The following is a 16,873-nucleotide window of genomic DNA, read 5'->3' as shown; positions in this document are numbered from 1 at the left end:
ATCGACACGCGCTTTAGTTCAACCCGATAGGTTCTCCCCCGAGACCTAACCCTCACCTTGCTCCACAGGGTTATTTGGCCTGCTTGATAGCAGGCCCTTTTTTGTCTGGATTACTCGTGATTATGTGCGCCTACAGATATTAAGCATAGTCATCTAAATGGATGCGAGGTGCTCGAGCTGCGTTTATCGCACAGATAAGCGCAAGCGTTCCAGCTAATAAGAAGCCAGTCTTAAACGCATTAAAGATGACAGGTTGGGGAGTATTGAGCAGCTCACTTAGCGAGCCTTCTGCACTGAAATTCGGAATCAGTGAATAGATCAAAGTACCAAAAACCGCCGTTCCAACAGATGCGCCAACAGAGCGACTTAATGACCCCATCGAAGTAATACGACCTAAATTCTCTTTTCCTGCAATCGTTTGAATTTGCAACTGAGTTGACGGCATTACAGTACCAAATCCTAATCCACACAAGCAGCCAAAAGCACTGACTGCATAAGGTCCGAGATCAAGCATGGCTAACGAATAAAACGCCACACTACTTAACGACATCCCCACAACCGGTAGCCATTTCGGTACAGCCGTTTTCGCGATCACCTTACCAGTAATATAAGAGCCGCTTATCATCCCCGCCGATAAAGGCATGAGCAGTAGCCCCGCCGTTGCAGCTGATGTGTTTAAGCCCACTTGAAGATAAATCGGTAGGAAGAACACCAGTGAAAATAAACATGCCGCAAACAGGAAGGTGGATGTAAGTGGTATATAGATTTCTTTTTGTATTAACAGGCGCAAAGGAAGAAATGAATGAGAGACTCTTTTCTGCTGCACCACAAACACTACGAGCAAAATAACGAAAGCCCCCAACAAGGTCAGACTGGTTGAAGAACTCCACGGGAAGTAATGTCCACCAGCAGACAACCAATAAATAATCGCAGTCATCATGCTTGGAAACAGAATAAGACCTAAGAAATCTATCGGCTTCTTCTCTGCTTTGCGGCTGACTTGATCCAGTTTTGCTAGACGATAAAGAGCAAACGCTATCAGCGGTAAATTGAACCAAAACAGCCAATGCCAAGTTAAGTAAGTCACTACAACGCCACCAAGTACTGGGCCACAAATGCTAGATAGAGCAAACAAAGAAGCAAAGTAGCCTTGAAACTTGGCTCTCTGTCTTGGAGGGACATATTCGCTGATCAGCGCTTGAGATAAACTCATCAAGCCACCACTTCCTAGTCCTTGTACGATTCGCCCAAGCACTAATCCATGCATGCTTCCTGCTAATGCGCAAACGACAGAACCAACGGCGAAAATGCTTAGTGCAATCATCAGCATTTTTTTACGGCCATACTGATCGCCAAGCCAACCATAAACAGGCACAGAGGCAGCGCCTGCCAACATGTAACCAATAGCGATCCATGACGAAAGTTGAATATTACCTAAATCTCGAACCATGACAGGAGTTGCTGTAGCTAAAAGGGTCTGGTCGATAGACGCCAAAAACATAGGTAAAAAGACTGTGGTGAAGATGGTAAGAAAGGTTTTCTTATCTATCGGCTCCGCCATGGTATCCCTTAAATCAGAAAAAGTGCCGTTATCATACACTGAAATGGCGTTTTATTACTCTTCAAACAATCAGTAACTTAATATTCCTTATTTGATATAACCCTTTGTACGAAAAAGATTAAATTATCATTTCAAAAACAAACTACTTGCCAAGTTAATTATTTAATGAACAAGGTTAAATTATTAGATAACGATTAAATTTGTCGATCCACTTCAAGTAAAAAACTAGTTGAGCTACCGAGATAAAACCTCACAAGCCATATAAAACAAGACTTAAAAAACCAGTTGTATACTAATGATAATTTAGACAAATACCTCTCCCTCACCTCCTTACTCAATTTTATGAACCATAGCTGTTGGTTAATCGATCTGCTTCAAAATCTAATTTTTGCAAATAAATAACGATCGAAATCACATTAAATTTGCAACAAAATGAAATTTAAAAATAGTTAATTTTTAATTTAAATTAATTAGATCCAACTCACACTATTTATTCATTTTTGCAACTCTTCTCACTTTCAATTGGGATTTAAATCGCTATTATTCATCCAAATTGAACAGGCGGTAATCGAACCGTTCCTGAATTGATACAAAACATAGAGAGTTACCCTTATGCGTAAATCACTTCTTACTCTTGGTCTATTAGCAGCAACTTCTGCTCCTGTTATGGCTGCTGATTACACTGATGGCGACATCCACAAAAATGATTACAAGTGGCTGCAATTCAACCTAATGGGTGCTTTTAACGAAAAAGGCGTCACAGAATCAAGCCACGATTACCTAGAGATGGAATTCGGCGGTCGTTCAGGAATTTTTGATCTTTATGGTTATGTTGACGTATTTAACTTAACAACTGATTCAGGTAGCGATAAATCTGGATCTGACAAGATTTTCATGAAATTTGCTCCTCGTATGTCTCTAGATGCGTTAACTGGTAAAGATCTTTCTTTCGGTCCAGTTCAAGAGCTTTACGTAGCATCTCTAATCGAGTGGGATGGCGGTAGCAATGGTGTAAACAATCAGAAAATCGGTCTAGGTTCTGATGTACTGGTTCCATGGTTAGGTAAAGTAGGTATGAACCTATATGGTACTTACCAAGGGAATGACAAAGACTGGAACGGTTACCATTTTGCAGTTAACTGGTTCAAACCATTCTTCTTCTTCGAGAACGGTTCATTCATCTCTTACCAAGGTTACATTGATTACCAATTTGGCATGAAAGATGAGTACTCAACTGCTAACGAAGGCGGTGCAATGTTTAACGGTATTTACTGGCACAATGACCGTTTTGCTTTAGGTTACGGCATGAAACTTTACAACGATGTATACGGTTTTGCTGATGGAGAAGGTGTTCTATGGGACTCTACTCTGAAAGCACAATCTTCTGGCGTAGGTCACTACATCTCAGCAACTTACAAATTCTAATATTTGAAGTCTAAATTGCTCGAAAGGCGCCCATTGGCGCCTTTTTTATTGCTTTCCCATCCCTGCGCATTATCCTTAGCCCCAAAGATTATTTGACTGTGGTTTAAGGTAAAAGATGAATATCGTCATTGTTGGTCCAGGAGCCGTTGGCAGCCTGTGGGCATGCAAACTTCAGCAAGCTGGGCATAATGTATCCTTATGGGGAACACAACAGCCTCAGCAGTGGAAACTGGCTCTCGATGAATTTCCTGAAACTCTGTTTGACTACAATCAGCAACAAGCTCTTATAAATGCAGATCTTCTACTCATCACAGTAAAAGCGTGGCAAGTAGAAAAGGCGATTCAACCTCTGCTTGCGTATATAAACCAAGATGCGATTTTGGTTTTTATGCACAATGGTATGGGCGCGGTTGAGAACATTGCAGCCATGATTGACCAATACCCAACCGTTATAGCAACAACAACCCACGGCGCACTTAAAGTCGATGCCCATCATGTAAAACATACGGGAGTTGGGCAAACTCAACTGGGCGCATTCAATTTCTCTGGTAAACCAAATAATAAAGGCGAGCAATGTACCTTTCTGGTTGATGTGTTCAACCATGCTTTACCTTCAGTAAGTTGGAATCCAAACATACAACACGCTCTGTGGAACAAATTAGCGATTAACTGCGCTATCAATCCACTTACAGCCATTCATCAATGCCTCAACGGAGCATTAGCTGAAGATCAATTTCGTCCAACGTTGAATGCCGTCGTTGATGAATTAATAGCTGTGATGAATGCAGAGCAAATTCCCGTTGAGCGCATTCAGTTAATCACCACTATCGACAATGTGATCAAAGCAACCGCAGCCAATAAATCTTCGATGCATCAAGATATTTTCTATCATCGCCAAACAGAGATAGACTTTATTACAGGCTACCTTGTACGTAAGGCTCAGAAGCATGGCATAGAAGTGCCTGCCAATATTGAGCTGTACAATCAAATCAAATTATTAGAACAAAACGGAAAACATCATGACTAAACGCATACTCGTTCCAATCGCTCCGGGTTCGGAGGAAATGGAAGCAGTAACCATCATTGATATTCTGGTACGTGCTGGCTATCAGGTAGTGGTTGCGAGCGCAGATTTTGAAGGCAACTTAACCATGAAAGCATCTCGTGGTGTTACCTTAACAGCCGATTGCAAGTTGGTTGATATCGCAGATGAAGAGTTTGATGCCGTTGTTCTACCGGGTGGTGTCCAAGGTTCAGAGAACTTCCGTGACAGCACTCTCTTGATTGAAATCATCAAGCAACAAAAATATGACGGCCGCTTGGTTGCCGCTATCTGCGCAGCACCTGCTGTGGTTTTGATTCATCACAATCTATTCCCGGGCGCATTGATGACAGGTCACCCAAACTTCAAAGACCATATTCCCGAAGATTTATGGCGTAACCGCCGCGTAACTTACGATGTGAACAACAATCTGCTCACCAGCCAAGGGCCTGGCTCGGCTTTAGAGTTTTCTATTGAAATTATTGCTCTACTTTCTGGAAAAGCGTTAGCTCGTGAAATTGCACTACCTATGGTTCCGGTTCCTCAACTGAACTATGAAAAATACGGTGAGGCGTAAATGCTGGACATCAACAGTATTCGAGCACAATTCCCAGCCCTGTCTCAGAACGTCAATAATGAACCTTTGGTGTATCTCGATAGCGCAGCAACCACTCAAAAACCTCAAGTGGTTATTGATGCGATAACTCGATACTACAGCGCACAAAATGCCAACGTGCATCGTGGAAGCCACAGCTTAACCGCGCACGCCACCAGCCAATTTGAAGCAGCAAGAGACAACATCGCGCGCTTTATTGGCGCTCAGAGCAGTAAAAGCATTATCTGGACGCGCGGCGCGACTGAAGCGCTCAATCTTATCGCTCAAACCTACGCAAGAAATACGCTCAACGTCGGCGATGAAATCCTGATTAGCGAGATGGAACACCACGCCAACATCGTGCCCTGGCAAATCGTCGCTGAGCAAACCGGAGCAACGATTGTCAAAGTGCCAATGACGCAAAATGGTGAATTCGATTTAGCGGCTTTCCATCAGTTACTGACATCTAACACTAAAATCGTTGCACTGGCACACATCACCAATGTGACTGGATGTCGCCAACCGATTGAAGAGGTTATCCAAGCCGCTCACAGCAAAAATGCCGTTGTTGTGGTCGATGGCGCTCAAGGTATCGTGCATGAAAAAGTGAATGTCACTGAGTTAGATGCGGATTTCTATGTTTTCTCTGGTCACAAACTTTATGCCCCTGCGGGTATTGGTGTTCTTTATGGAAAATTAGAACTGCTTGAAGCAATGCCACCGTGGCACGGCGGCGGAAAGATGGTAGAAAAAGTATCGTTCTCAGGCACTACTTTCTCTGGTTTACCCGGTAAGTTTGAAGCGGGAACACCAAATGTAGCTGGAGCGATAGCTTTGAGCTGCGCGATTGACTGGTACGAAAACTTAGACAGAAAGGCTGTCGAACAGCATATCCACAAACTGCAACACAAAACTTATCAGGCACTGAGTGCTATCGAAGACATTCGCGTATTGGGCTACCAAAGCAATGCCTGTGTTTTAAGTATTGTAATGGATGGTGTTCATCATCAGGACTTAGCGACTTTGCTTGACCAGCAGGGTATTGCGGTTCGCGCAGGACACCATTGTGCTCACCCTTTAATGGAAGCGTTTGGTGTAAAAGGGACAGTGCGAATTTCGTTTGGCATCTATAACACTGAAGAAGATGTCGAACGTTTAATTACCGCCATCGAAAAAGCTGTCGACATACTGTAAGCCCGCCGCTTTTAGCTGTTTCTTTGCCTTATTCCTCCATTCAATTGGAACTATGTTCAGCTATTGCCAGACAGGACGTCTGGCAAAGTGTTGACGGAGTGGCCTTCAATACGGTAGCTCGAAACAGAGTGGAAATTGGATGAAAGAGAGGAATATCGGCAAACGGGCTTTTTGGTGACTTTTTTGCCTGTAGAAAAAAGTCACATAGCCACGACAGTGGCTATCAATAAATGAAACCTAAACAGCGCTCTCTTTTACTTTATCGATGATAGCTTTCAACCCATTTCCACGCGAAGGGCTCAAATGAGTGATAAGTCCGAGCTGTTCGAAATATCCATCGACATCGAAATCCTGAATCTGCTGTGAAGTTTTGCCGTCAAAAGCCGCCATCACTAACGTAATCAAACCACGCACAATACGGGCATCAGAATCAGCGCAGAAATGCCAAATCCCCTCTTCCTGTTGGCTAACCAACCAGACTAAGCTTTCACAACCGGAAACCGTTACTTGTTCGCTTTTCAGTTCTTCTGGCATCACAGGTAGCTTCTTACCCCACTGAATCACCTGACGGTAACGGTCTTCCCAGCCTTTAAACTGTTGCATCGTCTGCACAATATCATCGCTGGTAATTTCAGTGCCGAAAGGTGAAGTCGGAAAAGCAGTCATGAATAATACCCCAGTGATTACTTGCTGTGTTTCTGGATGATTTTCTCTACGATGCGCGCAACGGCTACAAAACCGAATGTTGCAGTAACAACAGTAGCAGCACCAAAACCAGACGCACAATCCATACGTTTAGGGCCTTCTGCCGTTGATTTGGTTGCACAGACTGAACCATCCGCTTGTGGATATTTTAGATGCTCGGTAGAGAATACACAGTCGATACCAAACTTACGCGCTGGATTCGTCGGGAAATTATGGTGCTGACGCAGACGATCTTTGATCTTCTTCGCCAGTGGATCTTGAATGGTTTTGGTCAGATCAGCCACTTTGATTTGCGTAGGGTCAGTTTGACCACCAGCGCCACCAATCGTAATCACTTTGATCTTGTTGCTACGGCAATAAGCAAGCAAAGATGCCTTAGCCTTAACACTATCAATAGCATCCAACACGTAGTCATACTCTTTGGTCAGATACTCATGCTGATTGTCAGGCGTGATGAAATCATCAATCAAGTTCACCTTGCTCTCAGGGTTGATCAATTTGACACGCTCAGCCATCACTTCAATTTTGCTTTGGCCAACGGTTCCAGACATTGCATGAATTTGGCGGTTTATGTTGGTCACACAAACGTCATCCATATCAATTAACGTCAGCTCACCAATACCCGTTCTCGCCAGTGCTTCAACAGCCCATGAACCCACACCACCGATGCCAATAACACATACGTGTGCTGCACGTAGGATATCAACTTCGCTATTTCCATACAGTCGGCGAGTACCACCGAAACGTTGGTTATAGCTATCTGAGGCTGGAGTATCGAGTTCACGCATGACAACAATCCAAATAAAGAGGGTTCAAAAACAAAGAGTGCGTTTTATACGCACTCTTATTATAAATGTCCAGATGTTCACTGATCCGCTATCAAATTGGGTTTTGTCACTATTCCAATTTTTCTGGCGGCAATGCCCAAGGCGCTTGCAGTGGTGAATCTTCTAGCCCAAGTTTCCAAACTCTTCCGAAGTGTTTGTAATGCCCTGCCTCTGTGCCTGCACGCGGTCCCATACCATGGTAGAGATCAAGGTGATTCTGCTTAACTGCACCACCAGTATCCAACACTATTAGTAAGCGTAGCTGATGAGCGCCAGACCAAGTTCCGTCAGCATTAAGTAGCGGAACTTCAGCTAAAATTGGAGTGCCCATTGGGAACAAAGTGCGATCTCCCGCCACTGAAGCCATTGGCAACAAAGGAATACCTGCCGTGCCTGTCACTGGTGCAGCCGCTCTTGGCTGGAAAAAGACATACGAAGGATTCTGCTCTAACAGCTCTTTCACCGTCGCTTCATCATTCGAGTGTGCCCACTCATTGATGGCTTTGAGCGACATTTTTTCACGCTCAACTAAACCACGCTCGATAAGCACCTTACCAATACTCACGTAAGCTTTATTATTCTTACCAGCATACGCAAAGTACTCTAACGTATCATCGTCACCGAAATGCACAAATCCACTGCCCTGCACTTCCATAATAAAAGGATCAATTCGGTTTTCTGCGTATCCCAGTTCTAAGCCTTGTCCATCTAAAGCACCATCGTAGATTTGAGCGCGTGTAGGACATTCAACTTCACAGATAGGCATTTTGTGAACAGGATATTTAAAGGTTTCATCAGGCGTGTGGCGCAGTTCAATCACAGGTGAAAAGTACCCCGTGAATAAGACGTTGCCCTTTCCATCTCCGCCACCTAACTGAGCAGACTGAATGCCGTATTGAGAGAGTTGAGTAGTATCACCACTTTCCATTACCCACTCATTGAGCTTCTGATATAGAGGAGCGTAGGTTTTCGCCATTGAAGGCGAGTTCACCACCACTTGCTCACTTTGTTTAGCAAACTCAGTAAAGTCACGCGGTTTATTGGAATCCACCACATCGACTTTATTTAGAGTTTTGGCGAAAGGTTCATCTAGGTATTGTTGTGCTCTATCGGTCGGTTGAGCACAACCAAACAGCAGCGCCAAACTGGCAAGAGAAAGAAGGCGTTTTTTCACAGAATGCGTCCCATATAAAATTCGACCGAAAGGATGACAAACTAACTACGGAAGCGCAATTGCGAAATTGTTAAATTAGTTTTTTTCTGACATTCGGAAAATAGGCTTGTAGTGACCACCAGTCACCTGCTTCATTTCCGTATTTTCAGGGTTTGTCATTTGAAATTTATAATCTTCGCCAGCCACTTTAAACGTTAAGTAGCGACCATCAAAATTGTAACGCGTCGTGTACACACGTCCTTCCATCACAATACCTTCAGGGCCAATTTCCAACTGTCGGGTAGAATAGTAAGCCACATCTTGCTCCACCCAAATGCCGTAAATCTCTTGTTTCGGTGAAAGCGTGCTTTTTACTCGATCAATCACATTACCGTAAAGAATGGCCGCCACAATGCTTCCTAAAATAACGACTAAGATTAGGAAGAGTTCCAATCGTTTACGACTTTTCACACGACTACCATTATTTGAAGGGTCTGATTGTGAATTATTAAACATTTGGTCTCGATTTGAGTTTGCTGCTTTAGGCATCGTATCTCTTACTTAGAACTCATTTAAGCTAACGCTGCCAATACAGCATTGCAAAAATAGTAGCGATAACCTACTAAAAACCACTTGCTCACACTTGAATAAAAAGTCATTATTCAAACATATTTAAACAACCATAAATATAAAGAGTGCCATCAGTGAAAATTCGTAGTACCGCTCTTGTTAAAGGCTTTAGACAGTCAGCTCCGTATGTTAACGCTCACCGTGGAAAAACCATGGTTGTTATGGTGGGCGGCGAAGCGATTGCCGACAAAAATTTCGCGAATATTATTAGTGACCTAGCCCTACTTCATAGTCTTGGTGTCAAAGTAGTGCTCGTTCACGGCGCGCGCCCACAGATAAATCAGATTTTAGAGACAAATAACCGCACAACTCCTTACCACAAAGGCATTCGAATCACAGATGAAGAAGCTTTGGGTTTGGTTATGCAAGCGGCAGGGCAGCTTCAACATGCAATAACCGCTCGTCTATCTATGAGCTTAAACAATACCCCAATGGCTGGTACACAGCTCAACGTGGTCAGCGGAAATTTCGTGATCTCTCAACCACTAGGTATAGATGATGGTGTTGATTATTGCCACAGCGGTAAGATCCGTCGTATCGATATCGATGGTATTAACCGCATGCTCGACCAAGGTTCGATTGTACTGTTGGGTCCAATCGCAAGCTCGGTAACTGGCGAATGTTTCAACCTGCTTTCTGAAGAAGTGGCTACACAGGTAGCAATTCGCCTCAAAGCAGAGAAGCTGATTGGTTTCTGCTCTGAACAAGGCATCATGGACAGCAAAGGTAATTCAATTGCTGAACTCTACCCAACTGAAGTCAATAATCTGATTGAGAAAATGGAAGCTGAAGTGGAGACAAACGGCGATGAAAAAGCAGGAACGCTACGCTTTTTAAGAGCAGCGGTCGCGGCTTGCCGTGCGGGAGTACCTCGCAGCCATTTAGTCAGCTATAAAGAAGACGGTGCTTTAATCCAAGAGTTATTCTCTTTTGATGGTATCGGTACGCAAATCGTAAAAGCGAGTACTGAACAACTGCGCCAAGCACAAATTGATGACATCGGTGGCATCTTTGATTTGATTCGCCCGCTAGAAGAGCAAGGAATTTTAGTGCGTCGTTCTCGTGAGCAACTAGAACAAGAGATCCATAAGTTCACCATCATTGAGAAAGATGGTTTGATCATTGGTTGTGCTGCACTTTACCCATATCCAGAAGATGATATGGCAGAAATGGCGTGTGTGGCGATTCATACAGAATACCGCGACAGTGACCGTGGTGCGCTCTTGCTTCGTCATATGAAGCAACAAACTAAGATGATGAATATAAACAAATTATTTGTATTAACTACGCATAGCTTGCACTGGTTCAGAGAGCAAGGGTTCATAGAGTTTGGTGTTGATTCACTGCCGATGTCAAAACGTCAGCTTTATAACTATCAACGTCGTTCAAAAATCCTCATTCTTAAGCTTTAATCACATAAACATAATCAATCAGTGGCAGGTGCAATATTTATATCTGCTATTGATTGAATAGTTAGTATATTAATTTGTATTTTAGTCGTTCATTAATTAATCACTTTTCATACCGCACAGAGCTGTGTAAAATCTCGCCACTCGTGACACAGATCACCTTATTGGATTGAGTTGGAATTCTACCTAAGGGCTTAACTTAGGAAGAGCACGGATTGCTTCAACGATAAATAACTTTATTGAAGAGCAAACTATATTATATGAAAACCGTAATTTGTAATTCGCTACAAAGCTTCTGGGATATGGCAGATCATAACTTCCTAGAGGGTCTAGATGTACATTGCGTGTTTCCCGTCAGTGACTACCTAAAAAGCTTTATCTTAGGCTCACAAACACGATATAAGATTCGCAATATCACTTTTTCAAAAGCTGTTTGCTAACACCTTTTGTTAATTTGCTAGGCAGCCAAGGAAGGTTGCTTGAATCTCTCCCCCCAATTCTTTAGCTTCTAGCTACACATGTTCGCAATTCACACCCAATCTACCCTTTTAAGCGTTCAACCAAACCACTGGCTCGTTCTGTCTTAAACTGTATCCCTCGTTTCAGCACACCGATATCGCAGTACAAAGCCAAACGTTCTTTCGCTCGGGTAATACCTGTGTAGATGAGTTCACGCGTGACAATTGGGCTGTATTCGGGGGGCAAAATCATGGCTGTGAATTCAAACTCACTGCCCTGTGATTTATGAATCGTCATCGCATACGCAGTTTCATGCTGAGGAACTCGACTTGGTAATACTGCTTTTACGCTACCATCGGGCAGTTCGAAATACACCTTCAGTCTCTGCTCTGCATCTTCTTCATCTCGCATACAAATACCGATATCACCGTTATACAAGCCAAGAGCATGATCGTTCAGTGTCACCATAACCGGGCGACCGTGATACCACAGTTCCTGCTGCATCTGAATTAAATTACGCGCATGCAACGCACGCTCAATTCGATGATTCAAACCAACCACACCAAAGTCGCCTTCTCGTACAGCGCATAACAAACGGCTTTGACTGAACGCTTTCAATACCGCTTTTGCTTTAGTTGCCATAGATTCCGGCTCACTGCTTTTAGCTTCTTGCTGTTCAATAGCACGTTTACCCGATCGATGCAGATAGACGGAATAAGCATCCACCAATGATTTGAGCATCTGATTGTAAGCATCACTGCTTAATGGGTAGTGGTGAATATCCGAGAAATCTTGATTCCAGACTTCATCAACTCTCGCGGCTCTGCCGCTGTTAATCGCTTTTGCTAATTGCCCGATACCGGAACGGGCATCAAAACGGTAGCTTTTTTGCAGCATACATAAGCTGTCTGCAACGCTGCTGTGTGAAATCTTGAGGCTGTTAGACGAAACTGGATTTCCCAAGGAGTGAAAGCCGGTCAATTCAGAAAGCAGCTGACCTTGTGCCGTGCTGTATCCATTTTCAATAAATGAGCAAATATCGCCAAGCACAGCGCCCGCTTCCACAGAAGCCAACTGATCTTTATCACCAAGTAAAATCAAGCGAGCATGACTAGGCAGAGCGTCAACCAATTTGACCATCATAGACAAATCAACCATGGAAGCTTCGTCAACCACCAGCACATCTAAGTGCAGTTGGTTCTTGCTGTGATGACGAAACTCCGCACTGCCCGGAATTGCTCCAAGCAAACGATGAATAGTGCTTGATGTGGTCGGTATCGCCTGCTTGAGCTCAGGTTCAACGGCTAGACTTTCCACCGCTTTACCGATCGACTCGGTTAAACGTGCAGCCGCCTTACCCGTTGGCGCAACCAACTTAATATTTGGCGTATGCCCCTGCTGCTGGGATTGACGAATTAAAGCGGCAAGCAACTTAGTTACGGTTGTCGTTTTGCCAGTTCCGGGTCCACCAGAAATAACCGCAAAACGTCGAGTCAAAGCTACCGCCGCAGCGACTTTCTGCCAATTCAAACAGCAACTAGCAGGAACGAGCGTATCCAACGGTTGAAGATCTTCCATTCGCTGAACGGTAGTGAGCACAGCATCGATTGCAATCCAGTCCAGTTGACTATCGTCGACCACATCAAGGAAATCACACACCATTCGCTGACGACTGACCTGAGAAGTCTCACTGGTTTTCAAGGCGTTACAAAGAAATCGGTAGTCGCGTTCAAATAACACATCGAGCAGCTCTTTTAGTTTTTGGACATCAGTAGGCTTTAAGATCATAGGTGCCCCAAAGCTCTGTAAACGCTGTGCCAGTGTCATCTCGTAATGCCAGTAACGGTGTAAATACAGACGTTGCCCATCAAACATCAATGGCACAGCTTTACCTTGCAAACCAACCAACGTTGAGTTGGATAAAATTTGCTGCCAATTGGCATTTACCCATAGAGGATTAACCGTTAAAGCCGCTTCACCGTAAAGACCTAACTTGGCAGAGAGATCAATACTGCTACCATGGCTGTCCCACAAAGATAAACAGATATTGCCTCTACCAAGTTCTGCACTGACAGCCGCCACCAGTAATAGGAAAGCGTTTTTATCTTCTGCGCTTAACTCATTGCCAGACAGCAAAGAAGCAATAAAACGAGCAAATTGATAATCGAGCTGACGAATGCTGCCCTGCTTCGCTAAATGCGCTAACACATCCAAAGCTTGTGTGCTCATAATCCTAGCTCCATTTGCCCAGCAGCGTTTGTGCGTTCATCCGGCTCTTTACCTTTTATCAATAAATCCAATTCTTCTAACATTGTTTGGCTTGGTTTCGCATTGAAAATACCGTGCTGTGCTTTGCCATCAATACCACGCAGGAACAAGTAATAAACACCACCAAAGTGTTTGTTGTAGTCATAATTGGCTAATCGACTTTGCAAAAAGCGGTGTAATGCCAAAGCATAAAGTTGATATTGCAGATCGTAACGATGCTCCGCCATTGCTGACGCTAAACGCTCTCCGTGGTAAGCCTCTACTTCATCACCAAGATGGTTCGACTTCCAGTCAAGCACATAGTATTTACCTTCGTGCTCAAACACTAAGTCGATAAAACCTTTCAACATGCCCTGCACTGTGTAGAAACCTAAATCTCCCGCTTTAGCTGATAAAGGATCATGACGCTGAACCACACGATTTAACGCAGGAGCAGTCAGCACTTCAATCGGCAGTAAAAACTCCATCTCTACCAATCTCTGATGAGACAACTTTTGGTTTAGCTGTAATTTTTTACCATCAAGAGGGGTGGCTAATACATCGTCTACCAGCTTTTGGATCACAGGTAACCATTCCATCTCTAACTGTTCTAATTCCAGCAGATGTCTAATGATCTTAGTGTTGTGCTCACTGGTTGCTGGCTCGGTAAACTCAACCTCTTCAAACACAGTGTGCAAGAAAGTACCGGGGCGAGCACCTCGCGGGAAGTTAAAGATGGTGCGCTCCTTTTCTATGGGCGCAAGCTCATCATGCTCCTCGGCTGAATCCACATCAAAGCCACCGATTTCGACCGTTGCATCGTGGTCTTTTTGATGGCTGCCTTGTTTCACCAAGCCTGAATAACTGGTAATGCGCCAATAGCGGTCAATTTCACTGTTTAGCTCTTTGGCTTTAAGCTCTGGCAACGGCTCTACAATTGGTGTGAAGATTGTGTCGTGAGGTTCTGGAGGAGAGGTAACCAAGACGCAAGATAACTTGTTTGCATGCGCTTCAACGGATTGAGTAAGCAGATCGATTCCGCCTTCTTGCCCGTTTTGTAAAAGATGACCGATAGCACTGTGGTGCACACCCGTTGGCTCTTTAGTTGAACGACCATTGCGTAATGGGGCAACACCGATAAAACAGCCATAGACAGAACGCGTTAGTGCCACATAAATCAAACGTAAATCTTCAGCCAAACGTTCTTTGTCCGCCTGTTGTAACGCTTGTTTATCGCCAGTGATATCAAGCAGAGTCTGACCACTATTGCTGTCGTAATATTTGCCTTCGCTCGCTTCTCGGTAACTCACCACAAATGGTAGAAACACTAAATCGTATTCCAAACCTTTGGATTTATGGATAGTGACGATCTGTACCAAGTTTCTTTCAGATTCAAGACGTTGGATGGCGTCGTCGTTGCCTCCCATGCCCTGCTCAGCATCGCTAATTGTCTGAGCGAGCCAACGCAGCAAACCGTGGTCACTGTCGATATCTTGAGTCGCTTGTTGCAACAATTCGCTGATGTGCATGAAATCGGTAAGATTTCGTTCACCATCCACCTCTTCCAACCAGCGTTCGGCAATATGACGAAGGCTCAAAACCGAGCGCAGCATTGGCAGCACACCTCGTTCAACCCAAAGCTGGCGATACTGTTTAAATTGGTTAACAGCGTTTTCCCACTCGTTTTCATCGTTATTGAGTGCATCAAGTTGTTTGGAGTTCAGAGCAAACAGTGGAGAAGCTAATGCTGCACGTAATGCTCTGTCATTTTCCGGTGTCAGCACCGCCTGCAGCAAACGTTGAATATCTTGAGCAATCGAGCTGGTAAATACACTGTCTCGGTTAGACAAATATACACTGGCAATACCTTGTTTAGCCAAGGCTTCTTTAATCATTCGACCTTCGTTACCCGTTCTCACCAGTACCGCAATATCACCCGCCTGAATGCTTTTACTATTACTGCTACTTTTACCATTTACAAACAGCGCCTTATTTTGCTGTGCAGCAGTCAAAATGGTCTGAATTTGGCTTGCTGTTGCCTGCGCCATAACTTCTAAATAGTTGCCTTTGGTTACTGGAGAACCATCCGCTTCTTGTAGCCAATAGGTCAACGCAGGTTGCTTCTCGCCATTCAGTAGCCACTCTTTTTTTGCTGCAAAAGGATTGGCATCGACAGGTAAAAAAGGAATATCGCTATCGTAAATAAACGGACTATCTGGCAACTCAAACACTTGGTTCACGGCTGCCACCATATCCGAGCTTGAACGCCAGTTGGTGCCTAATGTGTAATGAGCTGCGACCTGATTGCGCGCTTTGATATAGGTAAAAATGTCTGCGCCACGGAATGCGTATATTGCCTGCTTAGGGTCACCAATCATAAACAGACCACATTCAGGTGTGTTCAGATAGATACGGCTAAAAATGCTGTATTGCAGTGGATCGGTGTCTTGGAATTCATCGATCATCGCAACCGGGTAAAGATGACGAATGCGTTCAGCCAACAAACCTTGCTCATCACCATCAATAGAGGCAGAAAGCTGGCTTAAAAGATCATCAAAAGACAACCACTGTTTACTTGCTTTCGCTTTTGCCAGCATGGCTCGACAGTGATGGATAGCGTGTGCCGTTAAAGGCGCTTCAATCGTGATTGGCTGTGCTATGAACTGCTCGATGACGTTAAAAACTTCAAGTTGTGGCGGATTACCCTTCTTAGATTTCTCCAACAATTGGCTTTGAGCAAAGTCAGATAGTGCTTCAGGCACTAACAAATCATGCGTTGCCGAACTCGCCCACTGAGTCAGGCTTTCAATCCTTCTTAGCAAGGCATTTTGCGAGTTTTTATGCAGGTCTGACCCTGTAATGCTCGGCTCTATATCTTCCAACGCACTCAGCCATTGCTTCTTGATAGCATCAATTTTCAGCAGATTGTTTCTATGCAGTTCCGCCAGGTCACCATCCATCATCGGCGTGGTCAGAGACAAGGGTATACCCGTTAAATAACCACCAATTTTTTCTAGCAGTGCCGCTGGCGATGACCATAAACGACGGACTTCAGCAGCTAAATTTAGGGGTAGAGGGTAGAACTGACGACGCCAGTAATCTGCGACTACCTGCGATTTGAGATGACTTTCATCGGTGACAAACTCATTACTGAAACGGCTGCCAGATTCAAACGCGTTCTGTGTCAGCATGCGTTGGCAAAAACCGTGAATGGTATACACCGCCGCTTCATCCATCTGACGTTCTGCATCGAGCAGCAGTTTTGCCGCCTGAGCGTGATCACTGAAATCATTAAGCAGAGGTTCAATCACAGGATCGTTGCTGTGACCTCTTGAAAAGGCTAATCGTGCATCATGAATACGAGCACGAATACGATCACGCAACTCCGCGGTTGCCGCTTCGGTAAAGGTTACAACCAAGATTTGATCGACGGTTAAAGGAACTTGATGGCGACTTTGCTCATTTCCATGACCTAACAACAGACGCAAATAAAGGCCAGCAATGGTAAATGTTTTACCTGTACCGGCAGAAGCTTCTATCAAACGCGCCCCATGCAAAGGAAACGTCATGGCTTCGAGTGGCGTTGCTACGATATTGGAAGGAACATTCATTCTTTTATTGTGCCT

The 16,873-nt window shown here is 44.3% G+C and carries 13 protein-coding genes; 6 read left to right on the top strand and 7 right to left on the bottom strand.

Translation table 11 applies throughout. From position 1 onward, the window contains the following. Positions 1 to 139: 139 nt before the first annotated feature. Positions 140 to 1,561, bottom strand: a complete 1,422-nt coding sequence (locus ACOSVQ_RS14145; protein WP_491983176.1) for an MDR family MFS transporter — start codon at positions 1,559 to 1,561, stop codon at positions 140 to 142. A gap of 612 nt (positions 1,562 to 2,173) precedes the next feature. Between ACOSVQ_RS14145 and ACOSVQ_RS14140 the strand changes: the two genes are divergently transcribed. From ACOSVQ_RS14140 to csdA, 4 genes are all read left to right on the top strand, one after another. After that, entirely contained in the window at positions 2,174 to 2,986 is an 813-nt protein-coding gene (locus tag ACOSVQ_RS14140) for a nucleoside-specific channel-forming Tsx family protein (protein WP_491983175.1), read from the top strand. A 115-nt stretch (positions 2,987 to 3,101) separates the two neighbouring features. Continuing rightward, positions 3,102 to 4,013, top strand: a complete 912-nt coding sequence (gene panE / locus ACOSVQ_RS14135) for a 2-dehydropantoate 2-reductase (protein WP_491983174.1) — start codon at positions 3,102 to 3,104, stop codon at positions 4,011 to 4,013. Then, positions 4,006 to 4,605, top strand: coding sequence for a DJ-1 family glyoxalase III (locus tag ACOSVQ_RS14130; RefSeq protein ID WP_491983173.1), 600 nt, complete (start codon positions 4,006 to 4,008; stop codon positions 4,603 to 4,605). The genes panE and ACOSVQ_RS14130 overlap by 8 nt, the downstream gene beginning before the upstream one ends. Beyond that, a complete protein-coding gene (gene csdA, locus ACOSVQ_RS14125; protein WP_491983172.1) occupies positions 4,606 to 5,817 on the top strand; it encodes a cysteine desulfurase CsdA in 1,212 nt (403 codons plus the stop codon). 237 nt (positions 5,818 to 6,054) lie between these two features. Here csdA and csdE read toward each other — a convergent pair whose 3' ends face one another. The 4 genes from csdE to ACOSVQ_RS14105 form a co-directional block, all read right to left on the bottom strand. Continuing rightward, complete coding sequence (gene csdE, locus ACOSVQ_RS14120; protein ID WP_491983171.1) at positions 6,055 to 6,483, bottom strand: cysteine desulfurase sulfur acceptor subunit CsdE; 429 nt, start codon at positions 6,481 to 6,483, stop codon at positions 6,055 to 6,057. A 17-nt stretch (positions 6,484 to 6,500) separates the two neighbouring features. After that, positions 6,501 to 7,310, bottom strand: a complete 810-nt coding sequence (tcdA, locus tag ACOSVQ_RS14115) for a tRNA cyclic N6-threonylcarbamoyladenosine(37) synthase TcdA (protein WP_491983170.1) — start codon at positions 7,308 to 7,310, stop codon at positions 6,501 to 6,503. Positions 7,311 to 7,419: 109 nt separating this feature from the next. Beyond that, positions 7,420 to 8,523, bottom strand: a complete 1,104-nt coding sequence (gene mltA, locus ACOSVQ_RS14110; protein WP_491983169.1) for a murein transglycosylase A — start codon at positions 8,521 to 8,523, stop codon at positions 7,420 to 7,422. Between the two features lie 75 nt (positions 8,524 to 8,598). Next, on the bottom strand, positions 8,599 to 9,051 hold the full coding sequence (locus tag ACOSVQ_RS14105) for a DUF2850 domain-containing protein (protein WP_491983168.1): 453 nt from the start codon (positions 9,049 to 9,051) through the stop codon (positions 8,599 to 8,601). A 155-nt stretch (positions 9,052 to 9,206) separates the two neighbouring features. On the opposite strand from ACOSVQ_RS14105, the gene argA reads away from it, so the two are divergent. Then, complete coding sequence (gene argA / locus ACOSVQ_RS14100; RefSeq protein WP_491983167.1) at positions 9,207 to 10,544, top strand: amino-acid N-acetyltransferase; 1,338 nt, start codon at positions 9,207 to 9,209, stop codon at positions 10,542 to 10,544. Positions 10,545 to 10,801: 257 nt separating this feature from the next. Then, positions 10,802 to 10,981, top strand: coding sequence for a hypothetical protein (locus ACOSVQ_RS14095; RefSeq protein WP_081878637.1), 180 nt, complete (start codon positions 10,802 to 10,804; stop codon positions 10,979 to 10,981). A gap of 100 nt (positions 10,982 to 11,081) precedes the next feature. Here the strand turns inward: ACOSVQ_RS14095 and recD are convergent, their stop codons facing one another. Next, on the bottom strand, positions 11,082 to 13,229 hold the full coding sequence (gene recD, locus ACOSVQ_RS14090; RefSeq protein ID WP_491983166.1) for an exodeoxyribonuclease V subunit alpha: 2,148 nt from the start codon (positions 13,227 to 13,229) through the stop codon (positions 11,082 to 11,084). Next, positions 13,226 to 16,858, bottom strand: a complete 3,633-nt coding sequence (recB, locus tag ACOSVQ_RS14085; protein WP_491983165.1) for an exodeoxyribonuclease V subunit beta — start codon at positions 16,856 to 16,858, stop codon at positions 13,226 to 13,228. The genes recD and recB overlap by 4 nt, the downstream gene beginning before the upstream one ends. Positions 16,859 to 16,873 lie beyond the last annotated feature (15 nt).

It is taken from the genome of Vibrio sp. HM8-C (assembly GCF_058630515.1).
The sequence above is the reverse complement of the archived record's forward strand: the minus strand, read 5'-3'. Positions and strand labels throughout refer to the sequence as shown.